General features: G+C 61.6%; 18 protein-coding genes and 1 riboswitch. Of the genes, 13 read left to right on the top strand and 5 right to left on the bottom strand.

What is annotated here, in order from left to right; translation table 11 throughout:
* Window positions 1–9 precede the first annotated feature (9 nt).
* From Q0367_RS15350 to Q0367_RS15300, 11 genes are all read left to right on the top strand, one after another.
* Window positions 10–1,350, top strand: coding sequence for a hypothetical protein (locus Q0367_RS15350; protein WP_297632904.1), 1,341 nt, complete (start codon window positions 10–12; stop codon window positions 1,348–1,350).
* A complete protein-coding gene (locus tag Q0367_RS15345; RefSeq protein WP_297632901.1) occupies window positions 1,347–2,300 on the top strand; it encodes a carbohydrate kinase family protein in 954 nt (317 codons plus the stop codon). Before Q0367_RS15350 ends, Q0367_RS15345 begins: the two co-directional genes overlap by 4 nt.
* Before the next feature lie 146 nt (window positions 2,301–2,446).
* A complete protein-coding gene (locus tag Q0367_RS15340) occupies window positions 2,447–3,034 on the top strand; it encodes a PepSY domain-containing protein (protein ID WP_297632898.1) in 588 nt (195 codons plus the stop codon).
* A 141-nt stretch (window positions 3,035–3,175) separates the two neighbouring features.
* Window positions 3,176–3,856: a two-component system response regulator RppA gene (rppA, locus tag Q0367_RS15335; protein ID WP_308446299.1), complete on the top strand. Its 681-nt coding sequence runs from the start codon at window positions 3,176–3,178 to the stop codon at window positions 3,854–3,856.
* Entirely contained in the window at window positions 3,849–5,270 is a 1,422-nt protein-coding gene (locus Q0367_RS15330; protein ID WP_298983277.1) for a cell wall metabolism sensor histidine kinase WalK, read from the top strand. Before rppA ends, Q0367_RS15330 begins: the two co-directional genes overlap by 8 nt.
* Window positions 5,271–5,284: 14 nt before the next feature.
* Window positions 5,285–5,569: an MFS transporter gene (locus Q0367_RS15325; protein ID WP_298983274.1), complete on the top strand. Its 285-nt coding sequence runs from the start codon at window positions 5,285–5,287 to the stop codon at window positions 5,567–5,569.
* Window positions 5,570–5,605: 36 nt separating this feature from the next.
* The gene (locus Q0367_RS15320) at window positions 5,606–6,256 is read left to right on the top strand and encodes a PRC-barrel domain-containing protein (protein WP_298983272.1); all 651 of its coding nucleotides are present in this window, start codon (window positions 5,606–5,608) and stop codon (window positions 6,254–6,256) included.
* Window positions 6,257–6,389: 133 nt separating this feature from the next.
* Window positions 6,390–8,933, top strand: a complete 2,544-nt coding sequence (gene mgtA / locus Q0367_RS15315; RefSeq protein WP_298983270.1) for a magnesium-translocating P-type ATPase — start codon at window positions 6,390–6,392, stop codon at window positions 8,931–8,933.
* Window positions 8,934–8,936: 3 nt separating this feature from the next.
* Window positions 8,937–9,632 (top strand): VIT1/CCC1 transporter family protein, encoded by a 696-nt coding sequence (locus Q0367_RS15310; protein WP_297632872.1) that lies wholly within the window; start codon window positions 8,937–8,939, stop codon window positions 9,630–9,632.
* A gap of 65 nt (window positions 9,633–9,697) precedes the next feature.
* Window positions 9,698–12,028, top strand: coding sequence for a plasma-membrane proton-efflux P-type ATPase (locus Q0367_RS15305; protein ID WP_297632869.1), 2,331 nt, complete (start codon window positions 9,698–9,700; stop codon window positions 12,026–12,028).
* Window positions 12,029–12,098: 70 nt separating this feature from the next.
* A complete protein-coding gene (locus tag Q0367_RS15300) occupies window positions 12,099–13,328 on the top strand; it encodes a class II D-tagatose-bisphosphate aldolase non-catalytic subunit (RefSeq protein ID WP_297632866.1) in 1,230 nt (409 codons plus the stop codon).
* Window positions 13,329–13,341: 13 nt separating this feature from the next.
* Here the strand turns inward: Q0367_RS15300 and Q0367_RS15295 are convergent, their stop codons facing one another.
* Genes Q0367_RS15295 through Q0367_RS15275 form a run of 5 tightly spaced genes read right to left on the bottom strand, consistent with a single transcriptional unit; the run spans window position 13,342 to window position 18,311 of the window.
* Window positions 13,342–14,388: a VWA domain-containing protein gene (locus tag Q0367_RS15295; protein ID WP_297632862.1), complete on the bottom strand. Its 1,047-nt coding sequence runs from the start codon at window positions 14,386–14,388 to the stop codon at window positions 13,342–13,344.
* A 46-nt stretch (window positions 14,389–14,434) separates the two neighbouring features.
* The gene (locus tag Q0367_RS15290) at window positions 14,435–15,442 is read right to left on the bottom strand and encodes a VWA domain-containing protein (protein ID WP_297632859.1); all 1,008 of its coding nucleotides are present in this window, start codon (window positions 15,440–15,442) and stop codon (window positions 14,435–14,437) included.
* Window positions 15,443–15,460: 18 nt separating this feature from the next.
* Window positions 15,461–16,405, bottom strand: coding sequence for a DUF58 domain-containing protein (locus tag Q0367_RS15285; RefSeq protein WP_298983266.1), 945 nt, complete (start codon window positions 16,403–16,405; stop codon window positions 15,461–15,463).
* The gene (locus Q0367_RS15280) at window positions 16,374–17,405 is read right to left on the bottom strand and encodes a MoxR family ATPase (RefSeq protein WP_297632854.1); all 1,032 of its coding nucleotides are present in this window, start codon (window positions 17,403–17,405) and stop codon (window positions 16,374–16,376) included. Before Q0367_RS15280 ends, Q0367_RS15285 begins: the two co-directional genes overlap by 32 nt.
* A gap of 42 nt (window positions 17,406–17,447) precedes the next feature.
* Window positions 17,448–18,311, bottom strand: a complete 864-nt coding sequence (locus tag Q0367_RS15275; RefSeq protein ID WP_298983264.1) for a S1C family serine protease — start codon at window positions 18,309–18,311, stop codon at window positions 17,448–17,450.
* A 347-nt stretch (window positions 18,312–18,658) separates the two neighbouring features.
* A riboswitch (TPP riboswitch) is annotated at window positions 18,659–18,766 on the top strand.
* Between the two features lie 206 nt (window positions 18,767–18,972).
* On the opposite strand from Q0367_RS15275, the gene thiO reads away from it, so the two are divergent.
* The gene (gene thiO, locus Q0367_RS15270; RefSeq protein WP_298983262.1) at window positions 18,973–20,118 is read left to right on the top strand and encodes a glycine oxidase ThiO; all 1,146 of its coding nucleotides are present in this window, start codon (window positions 18,973–18,975) and stop codon (window positions 20,116–20,118) included.
* 71 nt (window positions 20,119–20,189) lie between these two features.
* The gene (thiS, locus tag Q0367_RS15265) at window positions 20,190–20,402 is read left to right on the top strand and encodes a sulfur carrier protein ThiS (RefSeq protein ID WP_297632849.1); all 213 of its coding nucleotides are present in this window, start codon (window positions 20,190–20,192) and stop codon (window positions 20,400–20,402) included.
* Window positions 20,403–20,439: the final 37 nt, after the last annotated feature.

The raw sequence follows: 20,439 nt of genomic DNA, 5'->3' as shown, positions 1-20,439 counted from the left end.
GGAGCCCTCATGAACGAACGCATTGTCCTTGTCGGCGCGGGGAGCGCAGTCTTCACCGCGGGATTGATTGCAGATCTGATCCGGTTGGGCGAATCGGCCGAAGTCATCCTGGTCGATCCGAATCCTGACGCGCTTCGCGTTGCCCTGCGTCTGGCGCAGAAAATGACGGACGCAGCCGGAGCGCCGTTGCATCTGTGCGCAACGCCGGATCGCCGCGCAGCGTTGCCGGGCGCCACCGCCGTCATCTGCACCGTCGGCGTAGGAGGGCGCCGGGCCTGGGAGCAAGACGTTTTCATCCCCCGGCGCTATGGGATTTACGCTCCCGTGGGCGACACGGTCGGCCCGGGCGGCTCCTCCCGTGCGTTGCGCATGATTCCCGCCATGGTCGCCATTGCGCGCGATGTGCTCGACCTGGCGCCGAATGCGCTCTTTTTCAACTATAGCAACCCAATGGCGCCGATCTGTCGCGCAATTCACAAGGCGACCGGAGCGCCTGTCGTCGGCCTTTGCCACGGCGTGATGGAGACGGCGCGCTATCTGGCGCGCGTCCTGAATGCGCCGGCGGAGCAGCTGCGTTACATCGCCACGGGCATCAACCATCTCACCTGGTTTACGCAGGTGTGGGTCGGGGAGGAGGACGCCATGCCGAGGCTGCGCGCGATCGCCGCCGAGCGCGCAGCGCGACCGCCCGAGCCGCTGCCGTCGAGCGACAGCCCCTACGAATCGCCGGAAGATCACCCCTTTTCCTGGCGATTGATGCACTGGTTCGGCGCGTTTCCCGCCCCGTTGGACCGTCATGTGACCGAATTTTTCCCGCAATTCTTCCGTGACGGCGCGTACTGGCATAAGCATCTAGGGGTTGACGCCTTCAGCTTTGAGGGAACCATCGCCGACGGCGACCGCGCCTTCGCCGAAATGCGCGTCGTCGCGCTGGAGGATGCGCCGCTGCCTCCGACCTATCTCGCCCGTTTCAGCGGCGAACATGAACAGGTGATGGACATCATCCGCGCTGTGCGCACCAACGCCGGAATGGTGGTTTCAGCCAATCTCCCCAACTCCGGACAGGCGCCCTCGTTGCCCAAAGACGCCATCGTCGAAGGACCGGCCCTGGCGGACGCGTTTGGGGTGCGCGCGTTGCAGCAGCCGCCGCTGCCGCCGGCGCTGGCCGGCGTCCTGGCGACGCGTTATCAGTGGGTTGAGACCATCGTGGACGCTGCGCTGGAGCAGAGCCGGGAAAAGTTTGTGCAGGCTTTGGTTCTCGACGGCTATGTGCATTCGATCGATCAGGCCGTTGCGCTGGCCGATGATTTGCTGGCGGCGCAGGCCCCTTATTTAGGATGGAGGATATGAAAAAGTTTGACGTCGTCGCCGTCGGCGACCTCAACGGCGACCTGATTCTCTCCGGCGACGTGACGCCCGTCTTCGGTCAGGTCGAAAAAGTGATCGACGACGCCACGCTCACCGTCGGCGGCTCGACGGCTATCTTTGCCTGCGGCGCCGCGCGATTGGGGCTGCGCGTGGCCTTTGTCGGCAAAGTGGGCTGCGACCCCATCGGCGACTTTCTGCTCGACGCCTTGACGGCGCGCGGGATCGACGTCGCCGGCGTGCGCCGAGACCAGACGGTGAAGACCGGTCTCACCACCGTGCTTTCGCGCGGGGCGGACCGCGCCATGCTCACCTATCTCGGCACGCTGGCTACGCTGCACTCCGCCGACATCGCCATGGAGATCGTGGCGCAGGCCCGACATCTGCATCTGGGCAGCTTTTACATGCTGAATGCGCTGCGGCCGCACATTCCTCGCCTGTTCGCCGAGGCGAAGGCGCATGGCCTCACCGTCTCGCTCGACACCAACTACGACCCCACCGAACAGTGGGCGGGCGGCATTGACGAGGCGCTGGCGCACGCCGACATCTTTCTGCCCAACGAAACGGAACTTAAGGCAATCGCACGCTGCGAGGATTGGCGAACCGCGCTGGCGCAGCTGGCGGCGCGCACACCGATCGTGGCGGTCAAGCGCGGCGGAGAAGGGGCGGCGGCGCAGCGCGGGCAGCAAGTCGTCGAGGTCTCTGCACCCAAGGTTCAGGTCGTCGACGCCACCGGCGCCGGCGACTCCTTCAACGCAGGCTTCGTTTACGGACATCTGGCCGGCTGGCCGCTGGCGCGCGCCCTGGCCTTCGCCGTCGCCTGCGGCTCGGCGTCAACGCGCGCAGCGGGCGGCGTGGAGTCGCAGCCGACGTTGGCCGAAGCGATGGCGTTGATGAATTTGGACTGCTCTCAAACGCAGCAGATGGCGCATTAGAAAAATCTCAGATTGACTTCATCGAAAGCTCATCGGCGCGTCCCATGCTATAGACAAGCTGGCGATGAACGAGCCGGCGAGTCTAAGCGAAGAATGTCGAGAAGTTTTCAAACAAGTCAATCGGAGGTACCATCATGAAAAGCACCATGCAACACAAATTGTTCGTCGGCGCTGCGGCGGCCCTTCTGCTGCTCGGCGGTGTAGGAGGGGCTACTGCGCTGGCCAGCAACGGCCGCTTGTCGAGTCAACAGCCGACCGGGAACGTCGCCGCTCCGGTGGAGACGAAGACGGAGATGCAGACGCCGAAGTACACCGGCAGCATCCCGGTTGCGGAACAGGGAGCGGAACTGAGTGAAGCGGAGGAAGCGGCGCAGCTGCAGTCGTGGGCGAAGATCAGCGCCGCCGACGCCGAAGCGGCGGCCCTCGCCGCCCATCCAGGCGCTCAAGTCGTCAAGAGCGAGCTTGACAATGAGAACGGCTCTCTTGTCTACAGCGTGGAGCTGAACAACGGCAAAGATGTCAAGGTCGACGCCGGCACCGGAGCCATCCTTTTCGTAGAGAGCGGCGAGGACGACGAGGAGACGTCGGCGGCTGAGGAGCAAACCGAGCTGGAAGAGGCCGACGATAGCCAAGAGGAGCGCGAGGCGGCGGATCACGACAATGTTCAGGAAGAACATGACGGTCAGCCTGACGACCATGCTGAAACGCCAGGAGTGGAAGACACAGCCGGGTGAGCGTGCATTAAGGCGCATTGCATGAGCGACGGCGAGGGTTGGGGGCGAGCGGCCTGACCCTCGCCGTCGCATTGTCGGCGGCGTCCGGCGCGGCGGAGGAGAGTGAGTGCTTTGGAGAATCCATAGGGAGGAATGAGACGGGTGCGCGTGCTGGTGGTGGAAGACGAGCCAAAAATTGCTGCGTTTTTGAAGCGCGGTCTGGAGGAGAACGCTTACGCCGTCGATGTGGCGAGGGACGGTGAGGAAGGCCTGGCCTGGGCGCAGGCCTTCCCATACGATCTGATCATTCTGGACATCATGTTGCCCAAGTTGGATGGGGTGACGCTGTGCCGCCGTCTGCGCGCCGAGGGCAACCGGGCCAACATTTTAATGTTGACGGCCAAAGACGACATCGAGGATCGCGTCGCCGGGCTGGACGCCGGCGCCGACGATTACCTGGTCAAGCCTTTTGCCTTCCGTGAGCTGTTGGCCAGGCTGCGAGCGCTGCAACGCCGCGGCGGCGAGCAGCGGACGACGCGGCTGCAAGTGGCCGATCTCGTCTTGGACCTGGTTTCACACCAGGCGATGCGCGGAGGGCGCACGATCGAGCTCACGGCCAAAGAATTCGCGCTGCTGGAGTTCCTGATGCGTCATCCCAATCAGACCCTGAGCAGGACGGTCATCGCCGAACATGTGTGGGACTATGATTTCTACAATCAATCGAACGTCGTAGATGTTTACATTCGCTATTTGCGCAAAAAGATCGACGATCCTTTCAACCTGAAATTGATTCAGACGGTGCGCGGCATGGGCTATCGATTGACGGACGCCAACCATGATTAAAACGTTGCGTCTGCGCATGGCGTTGTTGACCGGCGCCCTTGCGGCGGCGGTGACGCTTCTGTTTGGCGCTTATCTCTATTTCACCTTGCGCATCCAGTTGTTGAACGCCCTGGACGATGCGCTGCGCGCGAGCGCCACCCAGTTCATGGGAATGCTCGAACAAGAGGATGGGCGTCTTGGCTTTGCGCAAGGCGACCTTGTCGCTCAACGTTCGACCCCGCGCGAGGACGTGATCCGTCTGGTGGCGCCCGACGGTCGCATTCTGGATCAGATCGGCGCCGTTGACGCGCCCGTTTTGGCCAGCACGCTGCAACCAGAGGGGGGCGTCTACACCTACGTCGTCGCCGGCGACGCAACGCAATCGACCGGCGAGGCGACAGGCGACGTCCAGCAAATCGCCGGCGAGACGCTGCGTCTGCTCAGTTGGCCGGTGCGGCTTCATGGGCAAACGGTCGCCTATTTGCAGGTGGGGCGCTCGCTTGAAAGCGTCGAAGAGGCGTTGAACGCGCTGCTGTTCTTGTTGCTGGTGGGGGCGCCGTTTATGCTTGGGGCCGGGATCGGCGGCGGCTATTGGCTGGCGGGGCGCACCCTTGCGCCCATCGACGCGATCCGGCGCAAAGCGGCGGAAATTAGCGCGCAGGATTTAAGTCAACGGCTGGCATTGAATCTCCCTGACGATGAGGTGGGCCGCCTGGCGCGAACTTTTGATGAGATGTTGGCGCGACTGGACGACGCTTTCCAGCGACAGCGCCGTTTTGTCTCGGACGCCTCGCACGAGCTGCGGACTCCGCTGACGATCGTGATGGGTGAGATCGAAGTCGCATTGGCGCAGCCGCGCGCGCCCGAAGCCTATGTGCAGACGCTGTCCTCCGTCTACGATGAAGTGGAGCGCATGCGTCGACTGACAAACGATCTTCTGTTGTTGGCGCGCAGCGACAGTGGACGTTTGCAGCTGACGCGCACCAAGCTGGATCTATCCGAATTGATCGCCTCGTTGTGCGAACAGATGGAACCGCGCATTGGCGAGGCAGGAATCGATCTGAGGCTTGATCTCACGTCTCCGTTGTGGGTGGAGGCGGACTTCGACCGTTTGCTGCAGCTCTTTTCCAATCTGCTCGACAATGCAATCGTGTATGCTCCTGGCAGCCCTCTGACGATCAAAACTTTGATTCAAGATGAGAACGCTGTGGCCGTCATCGCCGACGCCGGGCCAGGCATCCCGCCGGAGCACTTGCCGCATATTTTCGATCGTTTTTACCGCGCAGATCCGGCGCGCAGCAGCGACAACAGTGGACTAGGGCTGTCCATCGCCTTTGAGATTGCCCGCGCCCACGGCGGCGACCTCCAGGTGCAAAGCGCGCCGGGCCAGGGCGCCACTTTCATTCTGTATCTACCCAGAACGCAGAAAGCTTGAAAAGTGCAAAAGATATGGACGCTTCCCAATCACCGAACAGCACCACCTACATTCTGCCGGCAGAGCTTTTTCCCACTCAATTGCGCGCAACGGGCGTCGGCTTCGCCGCAGCCAGCGCCAAAGTCGGCGCAACATTGGGGGTGTTTTCGTTGCCGTTGCTTCAATCTGCGCTGGGCGTCTCCGCTGTGTTGATGTTGATGATTGTGGTTAGCATATCCGGGCTCATTGCGACCTGGGTTTTTGCCATTCACACAGGCTTGCTAACGCTCGAAGAACATCAGTCCTCAGCATTGCCGTAGTTTTTTAGCTTATTGAGATCATGAAAGGAGCATCTTATGGACCTGCCGCTGAATGTAGACGTTTTCTGTGAGAAGGAGCTTTGTGGGAAATCGACGCGCCTGATCATGAATCCGGAAAATAAAGAAGTCACCCACATTGTTGTGGCGGAAAAAGCATTTCCTCATGCGGAAAAGCTGGTGCCGGTCAGCATGATCACGGAGTCGACTCCGCACGGCATCTGGCTGCGCTGCTCTGCGGCGGAGCTGAAAACCATGGATGATTTTGTGATCGAGCGCTTCGTCTCGCTCGATGATTTGGAAGAAGGAGCGACAGGCGCCAGCAGTTATTACTTATACTGGCCGGCGAACTACATCGGAACTATCGGAGCCCCGGGGGCGATGTCGATCCCTTATGAAGTTGAACGCGTGGAAGAACAAGTCCCGGCGGGTGAAATTTCTATGCGGCGCGGCGTCCAGGTGCGGGCCAGCGATGGGCCGGTTGGCAAGGTCGATGAACTTCTGATGGATCCCGCCACAAACCGCATCTCACACCTCGTCATGCGGGAAGGGCACCTGTGGGGCGCAAAAGAAGTCACCATCCCTGTGTCAGAGATCGCCAAGATCGAAGAAGAAGTCATCTACTTGAAGCTATCTAAAGAGGAAGTGGCGAAACTACCTGCGACGCCGTATCGACGGAAACGGGACTAATGCCAAAACGTTGCTTGCCAATCTCCTGGTTTTAATCGTATATTCGCCGTCATCTTCCAGAACGCGTCTGGAAGATGACAGCTTACTTTGCAAATCAGAAGCGTTTGCAAATCAGAGACGATGGAAATCGTTCATGGCGTCGGAAATTTCTCACGACACGCAACACCCCTACTGGTCGCAAGCGCCGGAATCGCTTTTTACTCAGCTGCAGAGTGCGCCGTCCGGGCTGAGTCAGGATGAAGCGCTCCGTCGCCTGGAGTCTTTCGGAAAGAATACAATCGTCGCAAAGCGGGAGATGACCCCGCTTGTCTTGTTCCTGAGTCAGTTCAAAAGCTCGATTGTCATCATCCTGATCGTGGCCACCGTGATTTCGGCGTTCGTACAGGACTGGCCCGATGCGATCATCATCCTGGCCATTGTGCTCGGCAGCGCCGTCCTGAGTTTCATCCAGGAATACAACGCCGGCAACGCCGCCGCTCGACTCAAAGCGCAGGTCGACGCCAAAGCCACCGTCTTGCGCGACAATCGCCCCCAGACCCTCTCCATCGAGTCCATCGTCCCCGGGGACGTAGTCCTGCTTTCAGCCGGCAGCCTCATCCCTGCGGACGGCGTCGTGCTCGAAGCCAAGGACCTTTTTGTCAATCAGGCGGTGCTCACCGGTGAGACGTTCCCGGTGGAGAAGAAACCCGGCGTCGCACCGGCGGATGCAGCTTTAACCGACCGCGTCAACTGCATCTTCATGGGAACAAGCGTGCGCAGCGGCAGCGGCAAAGCGCTGATCGTGGAGACCGGCGCGCGCACCGTGTTCGGCCAAATCGCCAAACGCTTGACGCTGCGTCCGCCGGAAACGGAGTTTGAACGGGGCATCCGGCGGCTGGGCTACCTGCTGACGGAGTTCATGCTGGTGATGGTGGCCGCAATTTTTGCGTTGAATGTCTTTTTCCAGAAGCCGATCCTGGATTCGCTGCTTTTCTCCGTGGCGCTGGCCGTAGGTTTGACCCCACAGCTGCTGCCGGCCATCATCAACGTCAATCTGGCCAGAGGCTCGCAGCGCATGGCGCAACGCGGCGTGATCGTGCGCCGGCTCGCCTCCATTGAAAATTTCGGCAGCATGGACATCTTGTGCACGGACAAAACAGGAACCCTGACCCTGGGCGTCGTCCGGCTCGATCACGCCTACGATATACGGGGAGAGGAATCCGAGCGCGTGCGCCGCGCCGCCTGGCTCAATGCGCATTTCCAGACCGGCATCGCCAATCCTTTGGACGAAGCCATCCTGGCTTCCGTGGAGACGCCTGTCGCAGAGGCTGTCAAAGTTGATGAAATCCCGTATGATTTCACGCGTAAGCGGCTGAGCGTCGTGGTGGAAGAGCAGGGCCAGCGGCGTCTCATCTGCAAGGGCGCCCTGGAAAGCGTCCTGGCGGCTTGCACGCACGTGATGGACGCCGAAGCACAGGCGACGCTGACGCCCGCCGTCGCGCAGGCCATTCACAACAATTATTGGGCGTGGAGTGCACAAGGGTATCGCGTCTTGGGCGTGGCTGAAAAGATAGCGCCTCCTAAAACTGCATATGACCGTTCGGATGAGGCCGACCTGACGCTCTTGGGCTTCTTGCTCTTCTTTGATCCGCCCAAACCCGGCGTCAAAGAGACGATCGATCGGCTGAGAGCGTTAGGGGTGCGTTTGAAGATCATCACCGGCGACAACAAACTGGCGGCGCGTCACATCGCCGAATCGCTGGGATGGTCCGCCCCTGTCATTCTGACCAGCGCCGACCTGGATCAGCTGCGCGACGAAGCCCTCTGGGTTCAGGCGGAACAGACCGACATCTTCGCCGAAGTGGATCCGAACGAAAAAGAACGCATCATCCTTGCCTTGAAAAAGACGCGTCATGTCGTTGGCTACATGGGCGATGGCATCAACGACGCCCCTTCGTTGCACAGCGCCGATGTGAGCATCTCCGTGGCGAACGCCGTCGATGTGGCGCGCGAGGCCGCCGACTTTGTTCTGCTCAAACAAGACCTGGCGGTTTTGGCGGAAGGAATTGTCGAAGGGCGCAAAACATTCGCCAATACGCTCAAATACATCTTTATGGCGGTGAGCGCCAATTTTGGAAACATGTTCAGCGTGGCCGGCGCCTCGCTCTTCTTGCCCTATTTGCCTCTGTTGCCAAAACAAATCTTGTTGTTGAACTTTCTCACCGATCTGCCCGAGATGACGATTTCCACCGACAATGTGGATGATGCATGGGTGCAGACGCCGCACCGTTGGAACATCGACTTCATTCGCCGGTTTATGCTGATTTTCGGCCCGTTAAGCTCGATTTTCGATTACATGACCTTCGCCGTCTTGCTCTGGTGGCTGCGCCTGCCGGAGGCCTCGTTCCAGACCGGCTGGTTCTTGGAGTCCGTGATTTCGGCGCTGCTCGTCGTCCTTGTGTTGCGCACGCGCTTGCCCTTCTTTCGCAGTCGCCCTGGTCCGCTGCTGCTCGGCGTGAGCGCGCTCGTCATCGTCGTCGCCATCGCCTTGCCCTATTCGCCGCTCGCAACGGTTTTCGGGTTCGCCCCGCCGCCGGCGTCGGCGCTGCCCTGGATCGCCGGCATCATCGCACTGTATGTCGTCTCTGCGGAGTGGGTCAAACATTGGTTTTATCGAACCTGGAAGGAGAGGAGTTGACAGATGCCGGCCACGCTTCACATCGAACATCATTTCAACGCCACCGCCACCGTACGCGATATTGTCATCGGCATGTCGGACGGTCTCACCGTGCCCTTTGCGCTGGCGGCGGGCATTTCCGGCGCAGGCGCGGCGACGAACATCGTCGTCACGGCGGGATTGGCGGAGATTGCCGCCGGCGCTATTTCCATGGGGCTGGGCGGCTACCTGGCGGCTCGCACCGACCAGGAGCACTACGAGAAAGAGCGCCAGCGAGAGGTGGATGAAACCGTGCAAACGCCCGACGCCGAAAAGGAGGAGGTCGCGCAGATCTTTCGCGAATACGGCTTAAGCGAAGCTGAACTTCGGCCAATCGTCGATGCGTTGAGCCAGGACCGCGACAAATGGGTCGATTTCATGATGCGCTATGAACTCGGCCTGGAGAAACCTGAACCGCGCCGCGCCACGCGCAGCGCCCTCACCATTGCGCTCTCTTACATAGCGGGCGGTTTGATCCCGCTTTCCCCCTACATTTTGCTTCCGAGCATCCGGGAAGCCTTGCCGGCTTCCGTCGGCGTCACGATGTTGGCGTTGTTGGTTTTTGGCTATGTGAAAGGCCGCTTCACCGGCATCCATCCGTTTCGGTCGGCGGCGCAGACCGTGTTGGTGGGTGGGGTGGCCGCCATGGTTGCATTCATGCTGGCGCGCTTGATTGGATAGGAGAAGTCGTTTCTGTCATCGGATAATATCGAAACCATCTCGAAACAATAAGAAAGGGTAAAAAGATGGAATCGAATCAGACCCTTGACGGCCTGACAAGCGCGGACGCCGCCGCACGGTTGAAGCAATATGGCCCCAATGCGATCCCGGAAACCAAGCCCCATCCGGTGCTCAACTTTCTCAAACACTTTTGGGGGCCGATCCCCTGGTTGCTTGAAGTGATCATCCTCTTGCAGCTTTTTCTGGGCAAAATCGCCGAAGCCATCATTATCGCCGTGCTCGTTCTCTTCAACAGCATCGTCAGTTCGATTCAAGAAAAGCGCTCCGCCGACGCCTTGAGCATGCTGCGCCAGAATCTCCAAGTGACGGCGCGCGTTCGCCGCGATGGGCAGTGGACCGTCCTGCCGGCGGAGCGGCTGGTTCCCGATGATCTGATCCACATTCGCATGGGCGACCTGTTGCCGGCGGATGTGAAGCTTGTGGACGGTGATCTCCTCATCGATCAATCCGCCCTGACCGGTGAATCGATGCCGGTGCAGGTTTCCGTCGGTGCAACGGCTTATGCGGGGGCAGTGGTCAAACATGGAGAAGCCAACGCCGTCGTCACCGCCACCGGCGTGCACACCCGCTTTGGACGCACCGCCGAGCTGGTGCGCAAGGCCCATGTCCAGAGCAATCTCGAACAGGTGGTGTTTGCAGTCACCAGAACATTGATCATCTTTTCGGTCTTCCTGGCGGCGGCTATTCTGGCCTATGCGTTGTGGCGGCAGACGCCGCTCGTAGACGCTTTACCCTTTGCTTTGATTTTACTGGTGGCCGCCGTGCCGGTGGCCTTGCCGGCGACGTTCACCATCGCAACGGCATTGGGATCCCAGGAGCTCTCCCGACAAGGCGTCCTGGTCACCAACCTGACCGCCATCGAAGAAGCCGCCGGCATGGATGTGCTCTGCACCGATAAGACGGGAACCATCACCGAAAATCGCCTCAGCGTCGTCGATCTCCATCCCTACGGCTCGCTCAGCCCGGAGGAGCTGCTCAAATTCGCCGCCATGGCAAGCGATCCCGCCACCGAAGACCCGATCGATGCTGCGATCTTGCAGCGCGCCCAGGCGCAAGAGGCGTCGCCGGACTTCACCAAACGCACGCAGTTCTTGCCTTTCGATCCTGAAACGAAACGCTCAGAAGCGTACTATCAACTCGAGGCGGGAACGCTTCATGTCGTCAAGGGCGCCCCGCACGCCGTTGCAGCGATCTGCCAAAATCCACCCTCCTCCCTGGAGGCGGAATTCGATCGGCTGGCGGCCCAGGGCTATCGCGTGCTCGGCGTGGCGCATGGAGATGGACAAAATTTACAGATGAGCGGCTTGCTTTCGCTGCAGGATCCGCCGCGCCAGGATTCCGGCGCGTTGATCAAACAGCTGCAGGACTGGGGCGTCCGCGTCATCATGATCACCGGCGATGGATTGCCGACGGCGCAGGCGGTGGCGAGACAGGTCGGGCTTGGCGACCGCGCCTGCACCCCGCAAACCCTGGCGACGGCTGCGAAAGCATGGTCGGAGTGCGACGTCTTCGCCGAAGTGCTGCCCGAGCATAAATTCGACATCGTCCAGACGATCCAAAAACAGGGACACATCGTCGGCATGACCGGAGATGGCGTCAACGACGCGCCTGCACTGCATCAGGCGCAGGTGGGCATCGCCGTCGCCAACGCCACCGACGTCGCCAAAGCGGCCGCCAGCCTCATCCTCACAACGCCAGGCCTGGCAAATATTCGCTCCGCTGTTGAAGTGAGCCGACAGATTTATCAACGGATGTTGACCTACACCCTCAACAAAATCGTCAAAACCATCCTGCTTGGCCTCTTCTTGAGCCTGGGATTGTTTCTGACCGGAAACATGGTCATTACGCCGCTGTTGGTGGTGTTGCTGATGTTCGCCAATGATTTCGCCACCATCGCCATCACCACCGATCGCGTGCGCGCCTCCGACCGGCCCAATCGGTGGCGCGTTGCGGCGATGGCGGCGCCTGCTCTGGCATTGGCGTTGCCGCTGCTTCTCCTGATGATGGCGTTTTATGCCGTCGGGCAACATCTCCTCCGCCTTTCTCTGGCGCAACAGCAGACAGTTTCGTTTCTTGCGCTTGTTTTCATCGGCCAGGGCATCATCTATCTGCTGCGAGAGCAGCAACATTTTTGGCGCTCGCGTCCCAGCCCTACAATGATAACCGTTTCCGTCCTCGTCGTTCTGGCCAGCATTGCGTTGGCTACGTTCGGCCTCTTCACGGCGTCGATTCCTTTCTGGGGGGCGCTGGCTTTGCTTCTAAGCATCGCCGCCACTCTGATTGCGCTGGACTTTCTGAAAGTTCGACTTTTTGCACGAACTCATCTTCACGGTTGATATCAAAAACACTCATCTTGCATCTATATCAATCTATATCTAAATTTACACCCAATAGAGAAGACGCTTTATGACGCCCAATCTTCAACAGACCGTCCGACGCTTGATCGAACTGCGCGAACGCGAACAGCTTCCGCTGACGCTGCTGGCCGTCTGTCCCAACTCGGCGGCGGTGCTGGAGGCCGCGGTGAAAGTCGCGGCGCGCTGTCATGCGCCGATGCTCTTCGCCGCCACGCTCAACCAGGTGGACCGCGACGGCGGCTACACCGGCTGGACGCCTGCGCAATTCGTCGCCAAGATGAAACGCTGCGCCGTGCGCTACGGCTGCACTGCGCCGCTCTATCCCTGCCTGGATCACGGCGGGCCGTGGCTCAAAGATCGCCACACACTGGAAAAATTGCCGCTTCACCAGGCCATGCATGAGGTGAAGCTCAGCCTCACCGCCTGCCTGGAGGCCGGCTATGCGCTGCTCCACATCGACCCCACCGTGGATCGCACGCTGCCGCCAGGAGAAGCGCCGTCCGTTCCGGCCGTGGTCGAGCGCACGGTCGAGCTGATCGAGCATGCGGAACAGGAGCGGCGACGGCTGAACCTGCCGCCGGTCGCCTACGAAGTCGGCACCGAAGAGGTGCACGGCGGGCTGGTGAATTTCGACAATTTCGTCGCCTTCCTTGACCTGTTGAAGGCGGCGCTGGAGCGACGCTCGCTGCTGCACGCCTGGCCTGCCTTTGTCGTGGCGCAGGTCGGCACCGATCTGCATACGACCTTTTTCGATCCGGCTGCCGCGCAACGGCTGACCGAGATCGTGCGCCCCACCGGCGCGCTGTTGAAAGGCCACTACACCGACTGGGTCGAAAACCCCGCCGACTATCCCAGGGTGGGCATGGGCGGCGCCAACGTCGGTCCGGAGTTTACAGCCGTTGAGTTCGAGGCGTTAGAAGCGCTGGAGCAACGGGAGCAGCGGTTGTGCGCTAACCGGAAATTGCAGTCCGCCTGTTTTCTGGCGGCGTTGGAGGAGGCGGTGGTCGCCTCCGGCCGCTGGCGGAAGTGGCTGCAGCCCGACGAGATCGGCAAACCCTTCGCCGAGCTGACGCCTGCGCGCCGACGCTGGCTGGTGCAGACCGGCGCGCGCTACGTCTGGACTGCGCCGAAGGTCGTCGCTGCGCGCGAGCAGCTCTATGCGCATCTTGCTCTCGTGCAGGCGGATCCGCACGCCTACGTGGTGGAGTCGGTGGCGCGATCGATCGAGCGCTACGTCGATGCGTTCAACCTGTACGACGCCGCCACGCTGCTCGGATAAAGTTGAGCGCCCTTCACACCGGATTCCAGCGTAGCGACAACGCCGCCGCCAGGATGCTCAGAAGGGCGCCTGCGCCGGCGAAGAAGGCGCTGATCTCGGTCGTTTCATAGCGGGTGATCAGGTGGGTGGGCAGATCGAAGAAGGCGTTGTGCAACTCGGCGGCGCTCTCCGCCGAATAGTATTCACCGCCGGTCATCTCGGCGATGGCGATGAGCGTCTCTTCGTCGATGCCACGACGGAAGCCGCCGCCTCCGCCGCCAAAGCCCATCCCGCCGCCAAAGAACGGTTCATAGCCGTCGAAGGGGCCGCAATCCATCCGTCCGCCCTGCGCAGTGCCGAAGCCGATGGTGTAGACGCGCACGCCGCGTTCCACCGCCTGTTGTGCAGCCTCCAGCGGCGGCGGCCCGGCGTTGCTGGCGCCGTCGGTGAGCAGCACGATGATGCTGGGTGCATAGGCGCCGGGCGCGACGGGCGTGGGCGCCGGATCGCTGCTGCGGCGCTGAGAAGGCGCAACGTTTGGGTCCACCTCGGCGATGGCGTCGAGCGATTCCAGGATTGCGCTGCCCACCGCCGTGCGGCGTCCGGTCAGTAAACTCTGGATGACGTCGCGCAACACCCGCTTGTCGGCGGTCGGAGGATGCACCATCTCCGCAAAGCCGGCGAAAGCCACCACCCCGATCTGCGCGCCCGGCGGCTGGCTTTCGATGAATTCGATGGCTGCACTTTTGGCGGCCTGAAATCGATTCGGGGGAATATCGGTGGAGCACATGCTGCGCGAGACGTCGATGGCCAGAAGGATGGTCGTCTGATTGGTGGGCATGGCGACGACGGCCACCGGACGGCTCATGGCGAGGACCAGACAGGCGACAGCGGTCAACAGCAAAGCGAAGGGAAGATGACGCCGCCAGCGCGACTGTTTCGGCAAGGCCGGCTTTAACAGCGACAGGCTGGAAAAGCGCACCGTGAAGCGTCGTCTGCGTCGCAACATCCACCAATATCCATAGATCGCCAGCGGAATCAGCGCCAACAGCGCCAGAAACCCCGGCCAGAGCACCGTCATCTTTCACCTCCCTCTTCCTCCGGGGCGCGCGTAACGTCACCTCAATTTATAGCGCCCGTCCAAACCATAACATCGACAGGAAACCTCCGCTCAAAATGAACAGCATGGCGACGCCGGCGAACAGCGCCGTGATTTCAGTGCGCTGCGGCTTGACGACAAGCTCCAGCTCGAGCGCTTCGTAGATAGCGCTTAATTCCTCCTCGGTCTGGGCGTTGTAGTACGCGCCCGCCGTCATTTCCGCAATCGTCTGGAGCATGGCCTCGTCGAGCCGCGTATGATAGGTGAGACCGTCGATCACGATGTTGACGCCCGCGGGGCTGCCGACGCCGACGGTGTAAATGCGCACGCCTCGATCGGCCGCAATCTGCGCCGCCTCCAGAGGATCGGGTGGGGCCGTATTTTCGCCGTCGCTGAGCAGCACGATGGCGGCGGATGCATAGCTGCCCGGCGGCGCAGGCGTCGGCGTCGGAGTGGGCGTCGGCGTGAGATTGCTGTAGACGGCGCCGCTGGGTTCCGGCGTGGCGAAGATTGTGTTGAGCGCAGTGAGAATGCCGGAGGCCAGCGAAGTGCCGCGTTCCGGCTGGAGGCGCTGCAACGTGGCCAACACCGCCGCGCGGTCGGTGGTCGGCGGCTGCACGGTGAAGCCGCTTTCGCTGAACGCCACCACGCCCACCTGCACGCCGGGCGGCTGCCGCCCGACGAACTCCATGGCGGCCATACGCGCCGCCTCCATGCGATTGGGCTTGAGGTCTTCTGCGGCCATGCTGCCCGACACATCGAAGGCCAGCAGCACGACGCCTTCGATGTGGGGAAGACGCAGTTGCGCTTCCGGCCGCGCCAGCGCCAGGCAGAGCAGGATCACGCCCACCAGCAAAAGCGCATAAGGAAGATGCCGTCGCCGGCCAGGCGCTTGTCCGGCCGCGTTCTGCACCAGTCCCAGCGCGCCGCGCGCGGCCAGCAGTTGTTCGCGGCGCCGTTGTGCGCGCAGGTAGCCCAACACCAGCAACGGCGTCGCCAGCAGACTCAGCAAGGCGTAGGGCCAGAGAAAACTCATGAGAATCGTTCTTTCAAGTCAACGGTGGCGCCGTCTCTGCTTGCGCAGCGCCGCAAAACGCACGATCGCCTGCACCAAATCCTCCTGCGTGGAAAGCGCAAGCGGCTCGACGTCCGCGCGGCGGAAGAGCTCGGCCAGCTCCACCTCGCGCTGACGGGCGAGCGCCTGATAGGCTTCCCGAAACCGCCGGTCGCTTGTGTCCACCGTCACCTGCTCCCCTGTCTCTGCGTCCTGCAAAACGATCAGACCGATGTCCGGCAGCTCCCGCTCGCACGGGTCCCAAAGGCGGATCGTCAACACTTCATGGCGGCGGCTCAGCAGCTTGAGCGGACGCTCCCATCCTGCCGCGCTGATAAAGTCCGAAACGACGAAGAGCAACGAGCGCTGCTTGATGACGGTGAGCGCATTGGTCAGCAACACAGAAAGGTCGGTGAAAGGCGCGGCGGGCAACCTGGGCTGTTTCAGTAGCTCGTTGATCAGCCGCAGCACTTGCAGACGGCCGCCGCCGGCGGGAATGCGCTGCTGCACGCGATCGCCGTATAGAATCGCGCCAACTCGATTGCCGTGGCGGGTCAGCAGGCGGGCGACGGTGGCGACGAAATCGATCAAGGCGTTGCGCTTCTGCCGACTCCATAGCCCGAAATCCATCGAGGGGCTTAAGTCCAACAGAAACCAGGCCGTCAGCTCCCGGTCTTCGTGATACTGACGCACATAGGGCGCATCCATGCGCGCGGTGACGTTCCAATCGATGTAACGAATGTCATCCCCTGGCTGGTACTCGCGCAGATCGGCCAGGTCCACGCCATAGCCGTAAAAAAGCGTGCGGTAGTCGCCTTGCAAAAGGCCGTCCAGGCGGCGAATGACATGCCACTCCAGACGATAGAGAAGTTGCTCCGGCGCGCCGACGCCGCGCGCTTCCTCCGCTGCAAGGCTACGGTCCGCCTCGACGTCTGGCCGGCTCATACGTCCTGGGTTCATAGGTGGCAGCCTCCGGCTGAGGAATGCGGGCCAAAATCTGATTTAACAGGTCGTCTGCGCTCACGTTGTCGGAGAGCGCCTCGTAAGAGAGCACGAGACGATGGCGGATCACATCGTGGGCCATATCCAACACGTCCTGTGGCAGGGCGTAGGCTCGCCCGCGCATGTAGGCCAGCGCCCGCGCCGTCAAAATCAGGTTGATCGAGGCGCGAGGGCTGGCGCCAAAGGTGATGTAGCGGGCCAGGTCCTTCAGTCCCACCTGTTGCGGGAAGCGGGTGGCGTTGACGATCTGCACCGCATATTCGATGAGCGCCGGATCGACGTACACCTCGTCGACCTCGCGCTGAAGCGCCATCAATTGATCGGTCGTCAGCACGCGCTGCACCTGCGGAAGCGCAGCGGTCATGCGCTCTACAATGACGAACTCCTCGGTGAACGAGGGATAGCCCACCAACACCTTAAGCATGAAGCGATCCACCTGCGCCTCCGGCAAGGGATAGGTGCCCTCGATTTCGATGGGGTTCTGGGTGGCCAACACCAAAAAAGGCTGCGGCGCCGGATAGGTCTCGCGGCCGATGGTGACCTGTCGCTCCTGCATCACTTCCAGAAGCGCGCTCTGCACTTTGGCCGGCGCCCGGTTGATCTCGTCGGCCAGGAGCAAATTCGCGAAGACCGGCCCTAACGAAGTCTGAAAATCCCCGGTCTTCTGATTGTAGATGCGCGTGCCGACCAGGTCTGCAGGCACCAGGTCAGGCGTGAACTGGATGCGTTTAAACTCTCCGCCGATCGCCTGGGCCAGCGTCTTGATCGCCATCGTCTTGGCCAGGCCCGGCACGCCTTCCACCAGGATGTGACCACGCGCCAGCAACGCTACGATCAATCGCTCCAGCAGATGATCCTGGCCGACGATGATTTTCTTCACTTCGTAGAGCAACTGCTCGATGAGAAGATTCTTTTTACCGTCGGTGGGAGGTGAAGAGGACATTGCGATTCTCCTTCATAGAATGGCTGCGCCTGTGCGACGAAGCTAATAGGGAGGAATTTCTCCACCGCCGCCCGCCGCCAGCGTAATCGGCACGGCAAATCCGATGCCGATGAAGACATTCTGGTCCGTAGGATTGGCCAGGCCGGTGACGACGCCGATCACATGGCCGTTGCGGTTCAACAACGGTCCACCCGAATTGCCCGGATTCACCGCCGCGTCAAATTGAATTAATCCCTCCAGCCGCGGGCCGCCGTCTGGAGGTCGAAAGGTGCGGTCGAAGCCGGAGATGACGCCGGCGCTCATCGAGGCGTAGAGGCCTAGGGGATGGCCGACGACGTATGCTTCGTCGCCCACGCGCATGGCGCGCGGGTTGCCCAGCACGGCGGGCGCGATCAAGGTGGGTGGCAGCAGCGGCGCAAGCAAGGCGATGTCCAGCTCCGGTCGAGCCTCGAGGATCGCTGCAGGCGAGCGAAAGCCATCGGCGAAGGTCAGCGTGATGGCAAGCGAATTGGTCACGACGTGGAGGCTGGTGAGCACGTTGCCGCTGAGGTCGATCACGATGCCGCTGCCGATGCCTCCGATGTGCTCCGCTTCGGTGCGCTCCTCTGCGTTGCGTGCATCGGTGCGCTCCGTTTGCACCAGCACAAGAGAGGGGCGGATCACTTCGTACACATACGCAGAATACGCAGGCGGCGGCGTTGCGGAGGCCATCGCCTGCACGACGCTTTCATTGACGTCCTGCAAAGAAAGCGGCTCGGGCGGCGGAAAGAGCCGACTGTGCAGCCACAACGCCGCAAGTGTGATAAAAACGCCCAGCAGCGCCGGCGTCACCCAGTGGAGGAAAGGGACAAGCCAGGGAAAACGACCTCGCCGGCCGCGGATCGAATTGTCGTCTGTCGCGTTCATGGGCGAATGACGAAAAGAACATGCTTTCCGGCTCAGAAAGCGCCTTTGCGGGCATTATAGCACCAGAAATGAGAAGAAAAATGAAAATTTCATGTGAATTTGAATGAATACGCAAAAATTTTACAGCAATTTTACAAAATCGGCGTCCGCGCCACCGGCGACGGACGCGCCCCTTTTTGAATGGAGCCGTTGTGAACATGAGCCGATGGAAACGTTAGCCGATGAAACGTTTTTGACAGGCGGCCTGCCCGCCGATAAAATTTCATCATGAACAAGGCCGATTCGCCGCAAAGGAAGAAGGCTGACGGCCTTATGAATGCACCTTGAGACAGTTCAAACTTTCGATCTGGGCCCGTTAGGGGAGCCTGAGGACAGGCTGAGAGGACCGCTTTTGCGGTCGACCCTATGAACCTGATCTGGGTAATGCCAGCGCAGGGAAACGGATTCGCTTTGAAACAAGGCGACGCCACCCTGCGGGGTGGCGTTTTTGATCGGCCGCATCGCTGCGAGCTGAACGCCCCCCGCCTCCACTCTCAAGCTCCCCCACCGGCTCTACAAGATCGGTCGCAGCGGAGGCGATGACCTCCGCGCACAACCGGAGCTGCGGCTCGTAGCCGCAGGCGCTGGCTCATGGCGGTTCATGCAACAAAGGAAATTCCCTATGACAAAACAGCCAATCGATTCCATTTTAATTGTCGGAGGGGGCGTCTGCGGCCTAGGCGTCGGCTGGCGTCTGGCGCAGGCGGGCCGGCCGGTGACGGTGCTTGAGCGACGCGAGATCGGGCCGGGCAGCCTGCCTGCCGCCACCTGGGCGTCGGCGGGCATGCTCGCGCCCCACGTTGAAGCGGAGCCGGGCGAAGAGAAACTCTTGCCGTTGCTCCTGGAGAGCCATGCCCGCTGGCCTGCCTTCGCCCGCGAACTGCAAGAAGCGAGCGGCGTCGACGTCGGCTACCGCACCGAAGGAACGCTGGTCGTAGCCTTGGATCGCGATCAGGCCGAACGGCTGCGCTTTCAGTACGAATTTCAGCGCAGTTTGGGCCTGGAGCTGGTCTGGCTTTCCGGCGATGCAGCCCGGCAGCGCGAGCCGCATCTGAGCCGTCATGTCGTCGCCGCCCTGTACAGCCCCCACGACCACCAGGTGGATAACCGCCAGGCGCTGCTTGCGCTGCGTCAGGCATTTCTGGCCGCAGGAGGGGTGCTGCGCGAACGTGCGACTGTGGCCGAAATTCTGGTGGGAAACGGTGAAGTCCAGGGGGTGCGTCTGGCTTCGGGCGAGACGCTGCACGCTCCCGTAGTGGTCATTGCCGCCGGCGCCTGGTCGGCGACCCTGCCCGGCCTCCCGCCCGAAGCGCAGCCGCCTGTGCGTCCGGTCAAGGGGCAGATGTTGGCGCTGCAAACGCCGCCGAACGCGCCGCTTCTGCGCCACGTCGTCTGGGGGCGGGACGTCTATCTGGTTCCACGCAAGGATGGCCGGCTGCTCGTCGGCGCCACGGTGGAGGAGAAGGGCTTCGACGCTCAGCTGACAGCAGGCGGCGTCTATCAGCTCCTGCGCCGCGCCTGGGAGCTTTTGCCGGGCATCGACGAGGCGCCCCTCATCGAGCTGTGGGCGGGTCTGCGGCCAGGGAGTCGAGACGATGCGCCGATCTTGGGCGCGACGTCGGTGCAAGGGCTGATCCTCGCCACCGGCCACTATCGCAACGGCATCCTGCTTGCGCCGATCACGGCGGACGCCGTCAGCCATCTGATCTTGACCGGAGAGACGCCGGAAAGTATTCGCAGCTTTGGGATCGAACGGTTTCATCGGTAGAGGAGGGCGCGAACAAACGGCTCCCAAGTGAAAAGCGCTGGAAGGTGAAAGGATGAAAGGGGGGTGAAAAGATGAACGAGATGACGATCGTGGTGAACGGCGAACGTCTGCCGTATCGGGCGCAGACCGTCGCCGAGCTGGTGGCGATGCAAGGGATTGCGCCGGACCGCGCCGGGATTGCGGTGGCCGTCAACGGCAAGGTGATTGCGCGCAGTCGCTGGGGGGAACATCAGTTGCAACCCGATGACCGGGTTGAAATCGTGAAGGCGGTGGCCGGCGGCTAGAAAACCGATCGCACAGAGGACTGCAACCGGTAAGTTT

It is taken from the genome of uncultured Caldilinea sp., assembly GCF_937128415.1.
Lineage (GTDB): Bacteria > Chloroflexota > Anaerolineae > Caldilineales > Caldilineaceae > Caldilinea.
This window is presented reverse-complemented; position numbering and strand designations above follow the sequence as displayed.

What these genes read in the sequence shown, in the direction of transcription:
- Q0367_RS15350 (WP_297632904.1), top strand. Translation starts at nt 10, where the DNA reads ATGAACGAACGCATTGTCCTTGTCGGCGCGGGGAGCGCAGTCTTCACC.
- Q0367_RS15320 (WP_298983272.1), top strand. Translation starts at nt 5,606, where the DNA reads ATGGACCTGCCGCTGAATGTAGACGTTTTCTGTGAGAAGGAGCTTTGT.
- Q0367_RS15340 (WP_297632898.1), top strand. Translation starts at nt 2,447, where the DNA reads ATGCAACACAAATTGTTCGTCGGCGCTGCGGCGGCCCTTCTGCTGCTC.
- Q0367_RS15310 (WP_297632872.1), top strand. Translation starts at nt 8,937, where the DNA reads ATGCCGGCCACGCTTCACATCGAACATCATTTCAACGCCACCGCCACC.
- Q0367_RS15280 (WP_297632854.1), bottom strand. Translation starts at nt 17,405, where the DNA reads ATGTCCTCTTCACCTCCCACCGACGGTAAAAAGAATCTTCTCATCGAG.
- Q0367_RS15300 (WP_297632866.1), top strand. Translation starts at nt 12,099, where the DNA reads ATGACGCCCAATCTTCAACAGACCGTCCGACGCTTGATCGAACTGCGC.
- Q0367_RS15285 (WP_298983266.1), bottom strand. Translation starts at nt 16,405, where the DNA reads ATGAGCCGGCCAGACGTCGAGGCGGACCGTAGCCTTGCAGCGGAGGAA.
- Q0367_RS15290 (WP_297632859.1), bottom strand. Translation starts at nt 15,442, where the DNA reads ATGAGTTTTCTCTGGCCCTACGCCTTGCTGAGTCTGCTGGCGACGCCG.
- Q0367_RS15325 (WP_298983274.1), top strand. Translation starts at nt 5,285, where the DNA reads ATGGACGCTTCCCAATCACCGAACAGCACCACCTACATTCTGCCGGCA.
- mgtA (WP_298983270.1), top strand. Translation starts at nt 6,390, where the DNA reads ATGGCGTCGGAAATTTCTCACGACACGCAACACCCCTACTGGTCGCAA.
- Q0367_RS15345 (WP_297632901.1), top strand. Translation starts at nt 1,347, where the DNA reads ATGAAAAAGTTTGACGTCGTCGCCGTCGGCGACCTCAACGGCGACCTG.
- Q0367_RS15275 (WP_298983264.1), bottom strand. Translation starts at nt 18,311, where the DNA reads ATGAACGCGACAGACGACAATTCGATCCGCGGCCGGCGAGGTCGTTTT.
- Q0367_RS15305 (WP_297632869.1), top strand. Translation starts at nt 9,698, where the DNA reads ATGGAATCGAATCAGACCCTTGACGGCCTGACAAGCGCGGACGCCGCC.
- Q0367_RS15295 (WP_297632862.1), bottom strand. Translation starts at nt 14,388, where the DNA reads ATGACGGTGCTCTGGCCGGGGTTTCTGGCGCTGTTGGCGCTGATTCCG.
- thiS (WP_297632849.1), top strand. Translation starts at nt 20,190, where the DNA reads ATGAACGAGATGACGATCGTGGTGAACGGCGAACGTCTGCCGTATCGG.
- thiO (WP_298983262.1), top strand. Translation starts at nt 18,973, where the DNA reads ATGACAAAACAGCCAATCGATTCCATTTTAATTGTCGGAGGGGGCGTC.
- Q0367_RS15330 (WP_298983277.1), top strand. Translation starts at nt 3,849, where the DNA reads ATGATTAAAACGTTGCGTCTGCGCATGGCGTTGTTGACCGGCGCCCTT.